The following is a 13,720-nucleotide window of genomic DNA, read 5'->3' as shown; positions in this document are numbered from 1 at the left end:
ATGGCTGACTGTAAGCTAGTATTGAAATATGACCGTTTTTTTAAAGTACATTTTAATATTTTGTCCTTGATAAATAATGGGTTTAAAGGTCATTTTTTTAATCGCTTTCACCGCTTCTTCTTTAAAACCTAAATCAGGGATCTTGTTGTTTAATATTTCAACGGATTCAACTTGGCCATCTAATCCAACTAATAACCGAATTTGTATTTTAACCACTTTTGTATAGCCTAAGGAGCGAGCCTCTTTTGGATACTTAGGGGTCGCATCCTGTAAAATTGTATAGGAAATACCACTCGAACCGAGTGCGGTATAACTTCCATCACCATTAGCAGCGAATTGGTTATTACCCGATAATATATTATTCCCTTTACCACCTTGACTACTTTCTGAAGTTGATGAGGTGGTGGAAGAATGATTTTTAGCCGCTGAATTGGATGGTGTTTCTTTAGCTGTTTCTAGTGAGTCTTGCTGTGTTTCATGGCTTATTTTATTGGCAATAAGCTGATTTTCTGTGTTATTTCGAGTGTCATTGTTCAGTAATTTACTTTGTTTTTCTTGTTTTTTTCCTTGTACGGGCTGACTGATCTCCGGTTTTATATTTACTTTGGTTTTCTGTGTGAGCAAAGGTGATTCAATTGTATTATCAACGGGGACATTAACAGGAGTTAATGAATTTTTAAGTTGGGTTTTTGAGGGTATTTTACTTTCATTAGGTTGAGACTTGCTAAGCTGCTTCAATTGCGAAGCAGCTTCAGCCTTCGAGGAGGATTCTGATATAACTTCTTGTAATTGCGCTTGTCTCTTACTACTCTGCTCTCCTGAGCCCCCAGCGGAGCCCATTGGTCCCCCTAGAGATAGCGTTATCGTTTCCTCACCTTCGACCATAGGTACCGCCCTACCTGCTTGTAGGGCGATAAACATAATGGCAATGATATGGATAACGAGTGACAGTGCTAAAGCAAGTTTATAACGAAAAAACGGGTTTATAGTCACTGAAACATTTCCTGTTTAAATCAATAGGTGGCTTTGATACCTGCAAAGAATGAGCGCTCATTTCCAGGAATCAATGAGCCGTAGCCTGCAGTAACATAGTCGTAGTAAGTTTTATTCATTAAGTTAGTGACCCCACCATATAATTCAATGTGTTCAATCGGTGTGTAACGAACACTCAGGTCAATGAGCTCACGTGATTTAACAACGCCATCTTCTTCTTTATTGGCATCAGAAAGGAAGTTATTGTACGAACCATAATAGGTGTACTGAATATCTCCTGATAAATCCTCAGTAAAGTCGTATTTTACTTTTAGTTTAACGGAGTGCTCTGGCACTTTAGTTAAACCACTTTTCGTGTAATCAATGGTGTTTTTGCCGTTTTCTTCCAAGAATTGGCGGCCATGGTTGTTATAATCAGAACGTCCTCTGAGCCATGAATATGATTCTTGGAAGGTGAAATCACCGAGCGTTTGCTGGAAGTCAACATCGGCTCCCCAGCGGCGAGTTTTTAACAAATTCATTGTCTTCGCATCATTGACGCTAGTGAGATAAATGCGATTTAACTGATTATTTGTATTGGATGTCCAGAACGTGACATTGACAGTACTAAACGCTAATTTGTCTCTTAAGCCGACCTCAAATAAGTCATATTTCTCATCTTCTGCCTTAGTCGGCGTGTAAATTTTTTCACCATTAACGACCGATTGGTCACTGATTTGCAAGCCATCGGGAAGGGTGTAGCCTCGTTCATATCGCCCATAAACTCGACCTGTATCGCGATAAAGGTAAGCAAGAGAAAGTTCTGCAGCGGTATTCCAACGGTCTGAAGTACCAGATCCATTTACCGTACCGCTTTTATCAAATGACCATTCAGCCAATTCACGTCTTAGCCCTTGAGTAAAAACAAATTGATCTGATTTCAGGCTGTTAAGGACATAAATTGCCTTTGTGGTTTTATCATAATCGAAATTATGAGGAACCCCATAATATCGGCCTTTACTGTCCTTTTTATAGCTTCCAATATAATGAATAGAAGCCTTTTGTTTGGAATAATCTATGCCCAAAAGTAGGTTACTATCATCAAGATAGCCGATATCTAATTTGATTTTTGTTCCGTGGCTTTTTTGATTAACTTTTTGTTCCCAGTTGGCATTATTAGTATAAAAACCATCAGTGTAGAAAACATCAGTAGCAAAATTGAGTTTATCCGTAAATGCATTTTGGTAACTTAAATTATAGCTATCGACCTCGCGGTCACCAGTCAAATAACCGCTGATTGTTTTTTTAATTAACTTACCATTTTCATCAATACCGACAGTGACGGTTTTGTCTGGTGGAACGTAGTCTTTACCATACTTTTTGATATTACGTGATGTGAGCGTTTTTACGTATTGGGAACTTTCAGTGAGATGGCTTCCTCGCAACATCAGGCTTTGATCTGAAGTGAGATCCCATCTTCCACCTAATGAATAATATTCTGAATTACGGTAGGTATCTTTATAGTAAAGGTCACGATTTAGTTTACTGGCTGTGCCTAAAATTGAAAATTTATCATTAACCCGCGCTCCCAAATTAGCATTTAAACGGTATCCTTCTGAGTTCCATTCAGATAAAACACTTGTTTTGGGATTAGCCATACTTCTCAGGTTAGACGTGATATTAATGACTCCACCTGCAGTCCCTGAGCCGTAAATAACGCTTCCACCACCGGGAATGATTTCAATACGCTCAAGTTGTTCAACGGGAATAATATCGTAGTTAGTGGTGTAAGGGTGATTTGCTAATGTGGTAATTGGAGCCCCATCAAGTAATACTTGTAGGTTACGTTGTGAGGTTTCAGCCCCTTGTCCTCGCAAGTCTATATTACCTTGCCCAGAGGTATCGACACTAATACCAGGAACGGATTTAAGCACATCAGAGATTGTGCGATTTCCTTTACCTTGAATATCTTCTTTTGAAATAACAATAATTTGCTTGGTATCTCGTAAACGTTCTATTTCAACGTAGTCAGGCCTTGCATAACTATCTTGTAGCTCAATTGCATCGGTAGCATCTTGAAGCTGCGATGATTTAAGCTCTTTATTGGCTGCATGAGTTGTAAAAGAAAGTGTTGATAAAATAATGAAACAAATAAAATCTGGCTTAAATTTAACCATATTGTTTCCAACGGAGGAAATGTTTTTCATTGGAGTCGGTTTGCCTTTTTGTAATGATAATGCAAATGATAATCAATCTTATTATATTATTATTAATTTCAAGATCAATTAATTTAAACCAATTTATTCTATGTCTAATTATTTGATTTAAGTGGAAATAAATTGTTGACTTAGGGGGTATATGTTACTGAGGGGATGGTAGCTTTTACGTCAGGATAGACATGAAAATAGTATTCGAGATGGTTCATTTACTCAGGTTGGATTCTTGTATTTAGCGATCTACTTCAAATTACTCACATTAATCTCAAATTTTTAATTTTCTCTGATTCCCAAAATCAAATAGTAACCCCTTGAAATATAAGTATTTTTACCTATTTAGGATAAAGAACAACCAAATCTAGCGGTTAAAATATTTTCCTATAACGCCGATAAAGTTAAATATTGTCAGATTATCCCACCAAAAGAGAAATTCTATGCAGAAACTTCGAAATTACTCAATTCGCACTGTGGTCTTCGTATTGTTAAGTATTTTGTGTCTGATCTTGGGGGGAACGAATGTATATAGTGGTTGGTCACTATCACGCATTGCTGATGGAAACGATATTGATAGGCAATTAGTACAACAAATGACGGTGATCAGTCAGGGAAATGACCAATACTTCCGTTTTGTTACACGGTTAACCCGGGTAATGGAAAGTAAAGGTGAAGGAAAAACAGTGGACTATGGCCCCGTCAGAGAGGCAATGTCCAATATGGAAAAATATTTAGAGCAGATGAAATTGATTTCCCCAGGGCCAATGACTCCTGAAATTGCAGAGCAGGTAATTAGCAGTTGGCAAGCACTACTTGATGATGGGGTAAAGCCTCAATTAGCCCTTAGTATGGAAAGTGATACCAATAAATATTTGTCCCACGCCCATAATATCACTCCCGCATTGAGCCGAGCGTTTGGTTCTTCAATTCAAAAATTCAACCAGACAGCAGAAGAGTTGATTAGCCAAGCTCGAAATCATGTTGATAACGTGATGGATATTACGCGAATGGTTATGATCATCACTGCAATATTAGGGATCTTCATGCTCATTTTTACGGATCGCTATATGGCAGAAATGATGCAAAAACCACTAGGTTTACTGAGACAGCATTTTATTGATATCGCAAAAGGTGATTTAAGCCATCCTGTACAGTCATTCGGAAATAGCTGTGTAGGAAAATTATTTCCAATACTTGAAGGGATGAGAAAAGATTTAAGTGAATCGGTCAATACAATCCGACAAGGAAGTGACAATATTTATTTGGGGGCAAGTGAAATTTCAAACGGTAATAGCGACCTTTCATCTCGAACCGAAGAGCAGGCCGCTGCGTTAGAAGAGACGGCAGCGAGTATGGAGGAAATTACAGCAGCAGTTCAACTGAATATGGAAAACACACTTCAAGCTAATCAGCTAGTCGGTGAAGCGTTCGTGGTCGCGAATAAAGGGAATAGCATTGTTGATTCAGTTGTCGTTACTATGAGTGAAATATCCCAAAGTTCACAAAAAATCGCAGATATCATCAACATGATTAACGATATCAGTTTCCAAACTAATATCTTAGCGCTCAATGCTTCTATCGAAGCGGCTCGTGCAGGTGTGCATGGGCGCGGTTTCATGGTGGTCGCTGCAGAGGTGCGTAAGTTAGCGAGCCACAGTGCAGAAGCAGCGATGGAAATTGAACGGTTAATTGCAGACTCAGGAACTTGTGTACAAAAAGGAACTGGTTTAGTGAACGAGATGGGCAAAACGATGGAGCATATTTTACAAGGAATTAATGAGGTGACAGCAATTATGGAGCAAATCACCGTAGCTTCAGAAGAGCAGAGCAAAGGGATCGCCCAAGTTGGGGTCGCTATTACACAGATGGACGGTGTTACACAGCAAAATGCCTCTTTAGTTGAGCAAGTGGCTACAGCAGCCAACTCATTAGCACAGCAAACTCAAGACCTACAACAAGCGGTTCAGAAGTTTAATCTATCTGCGGCTTGATAATAAAAAGCCCTCACTGGATTACAGTGAGGGCTCACAAAAATACTGCATTAACCGACTAGGATTAGTTCATGCCGTATTTTTTCAGTTTCTTACGCAGAGTGCCGCGGTTGATACCCATCATCAGGGCTGCACGGGTCTGGTTTCCACGGGTATATTGCATAACCATGTCCAACAAAGGCTGTTCTACTTCAGCCAATACCAGCTCATATAAATCATTAACATCTTGATTATTTAATTGAGCAAAATAGTTCTTCAGTGCTTGCTTGACTGAGTCACGTAACGGTTTTTGAGTTACTTGATCTTGTGAATTTACAGTAGCAACGGTTAGTACGTCAGAATTTACGCGTTGTTCGAACATAGTTCTGTCAGCTCTTATCTTTATTTACGCAAAAATTTTCAAAAAATGCCTCCAACACCTCCAGCTGTTCGCTGGCATCCTCAATGGTGTTGAATGAGCGCCGAAACTGGTCATCAGGTGCATGTTCTTTCAAGTACCAAGAAACATGTTTGCGCGCAATACGGGCTCCTTTGCCTTGACCATAGAAGTCGTGCAATTCCTGTACATGCGCTAGCATAATACGTTGTACCTCTGCCATAGGCATCGGTGGCAATATTTCACCTGTGTCCAGATAATGCTGGATTTCCCGGAAGATCCAGGGTCTTCCCTGAGCCGCTCTGCCTACCATCAAGGCATCCGCCCCTGTGTAGTCTAAAACAGCTCTGGCTTTTAGCGGGTCAGTAATGTCGCCATTGGCAATAACCGGAATGGTAACAGTCTGCTTAACTGCCCGAATATTGTCATATTCAGCTTCCCCATTAAACAGACAGGCTCTAGTTCTGCCATGAATAGTGAGAGCTTGAATGCCGCAATCTTCGGCCAATTTGGCAATCTCTATGCAGTTTCGCTCTTCAGGTGACCAGCCTGTGCGGATCTTAAGGGTAACTGGCACATCCACTGCTTTGACGACACCTTCAAGAATCGATTTCACGATTTCTGGGTAGCGTAGCAGTGCCGAGCCTGCAAGCTTACGATTCACTTTTTTAGCTGGACAGCCCATGTTGATATCGATGATTTGAGCGCCACTCTCAACGTTGATTTGAGCCGCGGCAGCCATTTCATCGGGATCATTGCCAGCTATTTGCACTGAACGAACCCCAAGTTCATCGCGATGAACCATTCTGAGTCTAGATTTGTCGGTCTTCCAAACTTGAGGATTAGAAGAAAGCATCTCTGATACTGTCATCCCAGCCCCCATGTCATAACAGAGTGACCTAAACGGTTTATCTGTAATGCCTGCCATGGGGGCAGCAATAAGACAGTTTCTCAACTGATATTGTCCGATTCGCATAACTAAATGGGGGCCATACTGTGACTGCAAGGGCGCGTATATTACGCATTTTTTACGAGATATGAAAGGACAAACTTTGAGCAAACGGTTATTTATCACTAATTTTTTTATCTTGCAGGTTTGCAATTATAAAATTAGTTATATTTAACAAATAGTTAAGTTGGTTCCATAACGATTTATTAAAATAACTGTTGTGCTGTTCAAATCTCGTGCAGAACAGATTATCGCCAGCTATTGAGCAATATTTGAGCTATAAGATAATCTATTCTGGCGTTGTTTTCAAAGAAATTATTCTCTGATTTTAATAAAAAAAATCACTAAAAATGCTTGACACCCGTAATCCGGCACCATTCTTCTTTTTCAGCGACAGGGTCAATGTCAAAAGTTGAACGGTATGCATCCGCAACACTTTCAGCTTGACTGGCGAGTACACCAGAAAGACCTAATAACCCACCCGGACGTGGTAGTACACTAATCATAGGGGCAAGTTCACGTAATGGGCCAGCAAGGATGTTAGCAACCACGACATCGGCTTGTAAGTCATTAGGTTGGTCTTTCGGTAAGTATAGGGATAAACGCTCTGAAACACCGTTACGTTGCGCATTATCGCGGCTTGCGGTGATAGCTTGGGGGTCGATGTCGATCCCAATCGCATGAGCGGCACCTAATTTTAATGCAGCGATCGCTAAAATTCCGGATCCACAACCAAAGTCGATCACGGTTTTACCTTCGAGATCAAGGCCGTCTAACCATTGAAGACATAATGAGGTGGTTGGATGTGTTCCAGTACCAAAGGCGAGACCAGGATCTAACATCACATTAACCGCTGTTGGATCGGGTACATCACGCCAGCTTGGGCAGATCCATAAACGTTCTCCAAAGCGCATTGGATGAAAATTATCCATCCACTCTCTTTCCCAATCTTTGTCTTCTAATTGTTCGATTTTATGGATAAAACCCGTGCCCAGTAGAGGACTATTTTCTAGTTGAGCGACGACAAGTTTCATGTCGGTTTCTGCATCGTAGAGCCCGATAACATCGGTATCACCCCAAAGACGTGTTTCCCCTGGAAGTGGCTCAAACACGGGTGTGTCATGGCTATCTTGAAAAGTGACGGATACCGCCCCTGTTTCGATTAACTCATCGCCAAGGTTTTCAGCATCTTTTGCAGTTGAGTTTAGTCTTATTTGTATCCAAGGCATTGTTTTTTCTCTTCTAAAATGCTCGTCATTCTTCACGCCATAGCGTTGTTGGCTGCGCTCACTAACTCTAGTCACATACTGGTGTATGCTCCTAGGGATTAGCTCGTTTGCCGCCTATCTATGACGCGAATTATCTAGAGCATTGCATTTGTTCATTTACATTAGGTAACGCCAAATTCACCTATCAGTAGATAGGAATCAGTGAGTGCTAGTTACCTGTTCGTTTGCTGGTGATTGTACTGGATTTTTGCCAAAAAGATTACCGACAAAAAAGGCAATAAGACTAAAAATCAGTGATGGGACGATAGCGTGAAAGCCCATGATTTCAATTTTAAAACTTGCCAATATGGCATAGCTGACGCCACCGACGACCATACCACTGATTGCACCTGTTCCATTGGCTTTTTCCCAATAGAGCCCGAGGACTAATGGCCACAAGAAAACGGCTTCTAAACCACCAAAAGCCAGTAAGTTCAGCCAGATAATCATTTGAGGCGGGTTCCATGCTGCAACTAAAAGCAACGCACCTAAGACCAAAGTGGAAAGGCTAGAGATCCGCGCAAGACGCTTTTCATTTTTGATTTGCTTTGGCACAGTGTTCAGATAGATATCTTTTACGATGGTCGCTGAGGATTGCAGCAGTTGTGCGTTGATCGTCGACATAATCGCAGCCATTGGTGCCGCTAGGAAGATCCCTGCTGCGAAAGGTGGCAGAACTTGTACCATCAAGGTCGGGATCACTTGGTCTGGGATCGTGAGGTCAGGTAAAATTGCGCGACCGAGAGCGCCTGCAAAGTGCATACCAAACATCAGCACTGCCATGACGATAGTTCCCAAAATAATGCCGCGGTGAACCGCTTTACTGTCTTTATATGAAATACAACGTACTGCGGTGTGAGGTAAGCCTATCACCCCAAAACAGACCAAAACCCAAAATGACGCTAAAAATGGCCCGCTTAAAATGTCATCTGCACCTTCAGGCGATACCAATTTCGGGTCTATGCTATGCATTTTTTCTATTGCAGAGGGTAGACCACCGGCATGGTAAATAATCGCCACTAGTAGGATCACCGTGCCTAATAGCATCACTAGCCCTTGCAGTGCGTCATTTAATACGCTAGCTCTAAACCCACCAATTGCGGTGTAGAGTGCGATGGAAACCCCAAAAATTATTAACCCGTAAGTATATGGAATACCTGCTGCTGTTTCTAATAAGCGCGCACCACCAATAAATTGCACTGTCATGGCACCAAAAAAGGCAATGAGCAGGCTAACACTGGCAAACCACACTAAAAATCGGCTTTGGTAGCGTGCATACAGCATATCGTTGAGCGTAACGGCATTATAGCGACGCGCCAAAATAGCAAATTTTTTACCAAGTACGCCGAGAGAAAGCCAAATAGCAGGTAGTTGGATCATCGCCAATAGCACCCAACCTAGGCCATATTTATAGGCAGCTCCCGGCCCACCAATAAAAGAACTCGCACTAATATAGGTAGCGGTAATGGTCATCGCAAGGACAAAGCCGCCCATTGAACGATTACCTAAAAAGTATTCATTTAAAAACTCGCCTTTTGTTCGTTTTTTATATGCATAAATGGATAGCAAAAAGACGAGAGCTAGGTAGCCGACGAGAGGCAGGAGAACTTCAATCTGCATCATTCTCCTCCAGAGAGATGTCTTTAAAAATCAGTTTAACCATCATAATGCAGAGCAAAATAAAAATGATGGGTAAGATGAGACAAGACCATTCAAACCACAGTGGTAGCCCTGTAACTCCAAGTGTATTGTCCGGCAGGTAGGCACTAATAACCCAGCCGACTAGATAGGCGATAGTCAAATAAAATGACCAGCGTGCTTCTTTATTTGATTGAAGAAAACGTTTATCCACCCGTTATTCCCCTTCATTCCCATAAAAAAATAATCAGCAATTGTACGATAATCCGTGGGCTGAGTGTGAAAAATAGCAGAAGAAAAGTGCAATAAAGCGTATTTAGCATAAAAAAATACCGTAACGCAGCGCGTTACGGTATCGATTAACGATGAGTTAAACAGGTTATCGCTGACTTATTCAGCAATACCCAGTTTTTTCTCTAAATAGTGGATGTTAGTTCCACCTTTTTGGAAATTTTCATCGCTCATAATCATTTGGTGCAGTTCAATATTGGTTTTAATACCATCGACGATAAGTTCGTTTAACGCATTTTTCATACGAGAAATAGCGATTTCACGAGTTTCACCATAAGTAATTAATTTACCAATCATTGAGTCATAATACGGAGGTACAGTGTAGCCTGCGTAAATATGAGATTCCCAACGTACGCCAAAACCACCAGGAGAGTGGAAACGGGTGATTTTTCCCGGACTTGGGATGAAGGTATTCGGGTCTTCTGCGTTGATACGGCATTCCACAGCATGGCCGTGAACCACAATATCTTCCTGCTTAACTGATAATGGTAACCCAGATGCAACACGCAGCTGCTCTTTAATCAAGTCTACACCAGTGATCATTTCAGTGACTGGGTGCTCAACTTGAATACGGGTATTCATTTCGATGAAGTAGAACTCACCGTTTTCAAATAAGAATTCGAAAGTACCTGCACCGCGATAACCGATTTCAATACACGCATTGGCACAGCGCTCACCGATATTGCGGCGAATTTCAGGTGTAATACCTGGAGCTGGTGCTTCTTCAACCACTTTTTGGTGGCGACGCTGCATTGAACAGTCACGCTCAGCCAAGTAAACCGCATGGCCTTGGCCATCAGCCATGACTTGAATTTCAATATGACGTGGGTTTTCAAGGAATTTTTCCATGTAAACCATATCATTATTAAAAGCGGATTTCGCTTCAGCACGTGTTAGGTTGATAGAAGATTCTAAATCTTTCTCATTACGTACCACACGCATACCACGACCACCACCACCACCAGATGCTTTGATGATGACAGGGTAGCCGATACGTTTCGCGATGGCTTTATTTTTTTCAGTGTCGTTCCCTAATGGGCCATCAGAACCCGGAACGCAAGGTACACCGGCTTTTTTCATCGCGTTAATGGCAGAAACTTTATCACCCATTAGGCGGATGGTTTCAGCTTTTGGACCGATAAAAACAAAACCTGAGTTTTCAACTTGTTCTGCGAAATCTGCATTTTCAGCCAAGAAACCATATCCTGGGTGAATTGCTTGCGCACCTGAAATTTCCGCTGCTGAGATAATCGCAGGGATATTTAAGTAACTTTTCGCTGATGCTGCTGGGCCGATACAAATTGTTTCATCAGCCAGTAACACGTGTTTTAGATCGCTATCTGCCGTAGAGTGAACCGCTACTGTTTTGATGCCAAGTTCTTTACAGGCACGCAAAATACGTAATGCGATTTCTCCACGGTTAGCAATAACAATTTTTTCCAGCATGGAAACGCCTCGTTATTCGATGACAACTAATGGCTCGTCAAATTCTACTGCATCACCGTTTTGCAACAGAATGGCTTTAACAACGCCTGCTTTATCTGCTTCGATTTGGTTCATCATTTTCATCGCTTCAACGATGCAAAGTGGATCACCAACGCTGACCGTTTGACCAACTTCGACAAATGGCTTCGCTTCTGGGCTTGGTGCGCGGTAGAAAGTACCGACCATTGGTGAGCGAACTTGGTGACCTGCAACTGCGGCTGGTGCAGCTGGCGCTACCATTGCTTCAGATGGTGCAACTGCATTAGCCAGAGCAGGTTGTTGTGCAACCGGTGCTGAGTAATACTGTTGAGGTGCAGCCATAACCTGAGCAGCAGGTGAAACGCGGCTGATACGTACTGACTCTTCCCCTTCAGAAATTTCCAGTTCAGAAATGCCAGACTCTTCGACCAGCTCGATCAGCTTTTTAATTTTACGAATATCCATGGATATGATTCCGTACTCTTATATTTGGATTGAATTAATTAGGCGCAGACGGTTAACCGCTGCCTGTAAAGCAAAACTATAACCATCAGCACCTAGACCACAAATTACACCGATAGCTTTATCGGAGAAATAAGAATGTTGGCGAAATGATTCCCTAGCATGCACATTAGACAGGTGGATCTCGATAAACGGGATACTCACCGCGAGTAATGCATCACGTAGTGCAACACTGGTATGTGTGAATGCAGCCGGATTGATGAGGATAAAATCAACATCATGACGTGCAGCATGAATTTTATCGATGAGTTCAAATTCTGCGTTTGACTGAAAATGACTCAGTTTTACTCCTAGCGGGTTTGCCTCTGCCTCGAGCTTGGATACGATATCAGCAAGAGTTTGGTTGCCGTATTTATCAGGTTCCCGTGTACCTAGCAGGTTCAGGTTTGGCCCATTCAAGAGTAAAATGTGAATATCTTCTGCCATTATGCTGCTAACTCCGACGATATTATCAATAGCCCGACAACATAACGCGATGCTAAGCGTTTGTCATCTTTTATCATAAAAATAAATGGATTTTCTACTGACAAAGTCCGTCATTATAATTATTTCGTGACATATAGCAGCAAAATACTGGTCTTATCAGAGAAATTACCCGAATTTATTTTTGAAAATGTGCGGTAATCCCTATTTAGGCGGGAGTACCGCAATAAATGCGTTACTCCGCTAGTAGGTTAACTAGCGTACGCCCAGTGACTTCATTTTTTAAGAGTTTTTTTGCATATTCGACACAATCTTCTAATTTAATCTCATTGCTGACTTGCTCATAGAAAGCCGCGGGGAGAGTATCTGCAAGGCGCTGCCATACTTTAGCGCGACTTGCAGCAGGGTAGTAAACAGAATCCACACCTTGAAGGCGAACATTACGTAAAATGAATGGCATGACGCTAGTTGGTAAGTCGAAGCCACCGGCTAAACCGCAGGCAGCAACAGTACCATTATAGTGCGTTTGTGCAAGAAGATTGGCGAGTAATTCACCGCCTACAGTATCAATCGCCCCTGCCCATAGCTGTTTGTCTAATGGCTTAGCAGGGTGAGTGAAATCACTGCGAGGTAATACTCTCTTGGCACCTAAACTTTGCAGGTAACTGCTGTTTTCTTCTCGACCTGAAATCGCGACAACCTCATAACCCAGTAGAGACAGTAATTGCACGGCAGTACTACCAACACCACCGCTAGCGCCACTCACGATGACTTCGCCTTTATCTGGCGTCACACCCGCTTCTTCTAAAGCGTTTACGCAAAGCATAGCGGTAAAGCCAGCAGTGCCAATAACCATCGCTTGCTTTAAAGATAAATTCTCTGGAAGAGGCGTTAAATATTTAGCCGGAACCCTTGCTTGAGACGCTAAACCCCCCCAATGCGTTTCACCAACCCCCCATCCAGTCAGTAGCACATGTTGGCCAACTTGGAAGCGTGGGTCTTCACTGTGGTGGATCACGCCTGAAAAATCGATACCAGGTACCATCGGATATTGGCGAACAACTCCCGCCTTTCCACAAATGGCTAACCCATCTTTATAATTGAGTGTGGACCAATGAATATCGACTATAATATCACCGGCCGGGAGCATTTCTGTCGTTAGAGGTTGAATGCCAGAGATAATTTTATCTTCCGATTGTTGCAGGATGAGAGCTTTCATCTTTCACTCCTAATAAAATGATTAAATATGTACTTTAAAAGTGCCTAAAATTTGCGGGTAATTCATTGACGTAGTGACAGTGTTTAAGCTATTAATATTGTAATTAATTTGTAAAAAATAATTTTTTTCTGGCATAAATAGGCTTTTATCATGCAAAATATCGCATCTCGACGGATTCATTTTGCGTATTGACATAAATTTGCCGCGTTTTTGGTAGATAATAGAGCGAACACCCAGCGAATTCACCCAATTTGTATTGGAAATAGCCAGTGTGTAGCAATAATAAAAAGAACTAAATAATATTTGAACTTGTTGCCCCAATAACTTGTCACACTGGGAAGAAAAAGATGGAGTATATAACAACCAAAGAGTAGATGTTTTTCTGTATAATTTTATC

General features: G+C 41.8%; 12 protein-coding genes. 1 reads left to right on the top strand and 11 read right to left on the bottom strand.

The genetic code is table 11. The features are described from left to right. Positions 1-15 precede the first annotated feature (15 nt). Both FVA69_RS17445 and FVA69_RS17440 read right to left on the bottom strand, forming a co-directional pair. The gene (locus FVA69_RS17445; protein ID WP_164529168.1) at positions 16-993 is read right to left on the bottom strand and encodes an energy transducer TonB; all 978 of its coding nucleotides are present in this window, start codon (positions 991-993) and stop codon (positions 16-18) included. A gap of 20 nt (positions 994-1,013) precedes the next feature. Beyond that, positions 1,014-3,149 carry a TonB-dependent receptor gene (locus tag FVA69_RS17440; RefSeq protein ID WP_226537895.1) on the bottom strand — a complete coding sequence of 712 codons (2,136 nt, stop codon included), beginning with the start codon at positions 3,147-3,149 and terminating at the stop codon, positions 1,014-1,016. Positions 3,150-3,622: 473 nt separating this feature from the next. Here FVA69_RS17440 and FVA69_RS17435 point away from each other — a divergent pair, with 473 nt between their 5' ends. Next, entirely contained in the window at positions 3,623-5,173 is a 1,551-nt protein-coding gene (locus FVA69_RS17435) for a methyl-accepting chemotaxis protein (protein WP_004908190.1), read from the top strand. A 64-nt stretch (positions 5,174-5,237) separates the two neighbouring features. Here FVA69_RS17435 and fis read toward each other — a convergent pair whose 3' ends face one another. From fis to acuI, 9 genes are all read right to left on the bottom strand, one after another. Next, positions 5,238-5,534 (bottom strand): DNA-binding transcriptional regulator Fis, encoded by a 297-nt coding sequence (gene fis / locus FVA69_RS17430; protein ID WP_004258438.1) that lies wholly within the window; start codon positions 5,532-5,534, stop codon positions 5,238-5,240. 7 nt (positions 5,535-5,541) lie between these two features. Next, complete coding sequence (gene dusB, locus FVA69_RS17425; RefSeq protein WP_004908195.1) at positions 5,542-6,525, bottom strand: tRNA dihydrouridine synthase DusB; 984 nt, start codon at positions 6,523-6,525, stop codon at positions 5,542-5,544. Positions 6,526-6,842: 317 nt separating this feature from the next. After that, positions 6,843-7,727: a 50S ribosomal protein L11 methyltransferase gene (gene prmA / locus FVA69_RS17420; RefSeq protein ID WP_004908197.1), complete on the bottom strand. Its 885-nt coding sequence runs from the start codon at positions 7,725-7,727 to the stop codon at positions 6,843-6,845. Positions 7,728-7,925: 198 nt separating this feature from the next. Beyond that, complete coding sequence (panF, locus tag FVA69_RS17415) at positions 7,926-9,386, bottom strand: sodium/pantothenate symporter (RefSeq protein WP_004908200.1); 1,461 nt, start codon at positions 9,384-9,386, stop codon at positions 7,926-7,928. Then, a complete protein-coding gene (locus FVA69_RS17410; RefSeq protein WP_004908202.1) occupies positions 9,376-9,618 on the bottom strand; it encodes a DUF997 family protein in 243 nt (80 codons plus the stop codon). The genes panF and FVA69_RS17410 overlap by 11 nt, the downstream gene beginning before the upstream one ends. Before the next feature lie 176 nt (positions 9,619-9,794). Then, positions 9,795-11,141 carry an acetyl-CoA carboxylase biotin carboxylase subunit gene (gene accC / locus FVA69_RS17405; RefSeq protein ID WP_004908205.1) on the bottom strand — a complete coding sequence of 449 codons (1,347 nt, stop codon included), beginning with the start codon at positions 11,139-11,141 and terminating at the stop codon, positions 9,795-9,797. A gap of 12 nt (positions 11,142-11,153) precedes the next feature. Further along, positions 11,154-11,624, bottom strand: coding sequence for an acetyl-CoA carboxylase biotin carboxyl carrier protein (gene accB, locus FVA69_RS17400; RefSeq protein ID WP_004908206.1), 471 nt, complete (start codon positions 11,622-11,624; stop codon positions 11,154-11,156). Between the two features lie 18 nt (positions 11,625-11,642). Next, positions 11,643-12,107, bottom strand: coding sequence for a type II 3-dehydroquinate dehydratase (aroQ, locus tag FVA69_RS17395; RefSeq protein ID WP_004908209.1), 465 nt, complete (start codon positions 12,105-12,107; stop codon positions 11,643-11,645). A gap of 232 nt (positions 12,108-12,339) precedes the next feature. After that, positions 12,340-13,323, bottom strand: a complete 984-nt coding sequence (gene acuI, locus FVA69_RS17390; RefSeq protein WP_109911671.1) for an acrylyl-CoA reductase (NADPH) — start codon at positions 13,321-13,323, stop codon at positions 12,340-12,342. Between the last annotated feature and the right edge of the window lie 397 nt (positions 13,324-13,720).

This window comes from Providencia sp. PROV004 (genome assembly GCF_011045615.1).
In the GTDB taxonomy this organism is placed as follows: Bacteria; Pseudomonadota; Gammaproteobacteria; order Enterobacterales; family Enterobacteriaceae; genus Providencia; species Providencia rettgeri.
Note: the sequence above shows the minus strand (reverse complement) of the source record. Positions and strands in the feature narration are given on the sequence as shown.

Coding starts and splice junctions, on each gene's coding strand:
- accC (WP_004908205.1), bottom strand. CDS start 11,141: ATGCTGGAAAAAATTGTTATTGCTAACCGTGGAGAAATCGCATTACGT.
- fis (WP_004258438.1), bottom strand. CDS start 5,534: ATGTTCGAACAACGCGTAAATTCTGACGTACTAACCGTTGCTACTGTA.
- aroQ (WP_004908209.1), bottom strand. CDS start 12,107: ATGGCAGAAGATATTCACATTTTACTCTTGAATGGGCCAAACCTGAAC.
- FVA69_RS17440 (WP_226537895.1), bottom strand. CDS start 3,149: ATGGTTAAATTTAAGCCAGATTTTATTTGTTTCATTATTTTATCAACA.
- prmA (WP_004908197.1), bottom strand. CDS start 7,727: ATGCCTTGGATACAAATAAGACTAAACTCAACTGCAAAAGATGCTGAA.
- acuI (WP_109911671.1), bottom strand. CDS start 13,323: ATGAAAGCTCTCATCCTGCAACAATCGGAAGATAAAATTATCTCTGGC.
- dusB (WP_004908195.1), bottom strand. CDS start 6,525: ATGCGAATCGGACAATATCAGTTGAGAAACTGTCTTATTGCTGCCCCC.
- accB (WP_004908206.1), bottom strand. CDS start 11,624: ATGGATATTCGTAAAATTAAAAAGCTGATCGAGCTGGTCGAAGAGTCT.
- FVA69_RS17435 (WP_004908190.1), top strand. CDS start 3,623: ATGCAGAAACTTCGAAATTACTCAATTCGCACTGTGGTCTTCGTATTG.
- panF (WP_004908200.1), bottom strand. CDS start 9,386: ATGCAGATTGAAGTTCTCCTGCCTCTCGTCGGCTACCTAGCTCTCGTC.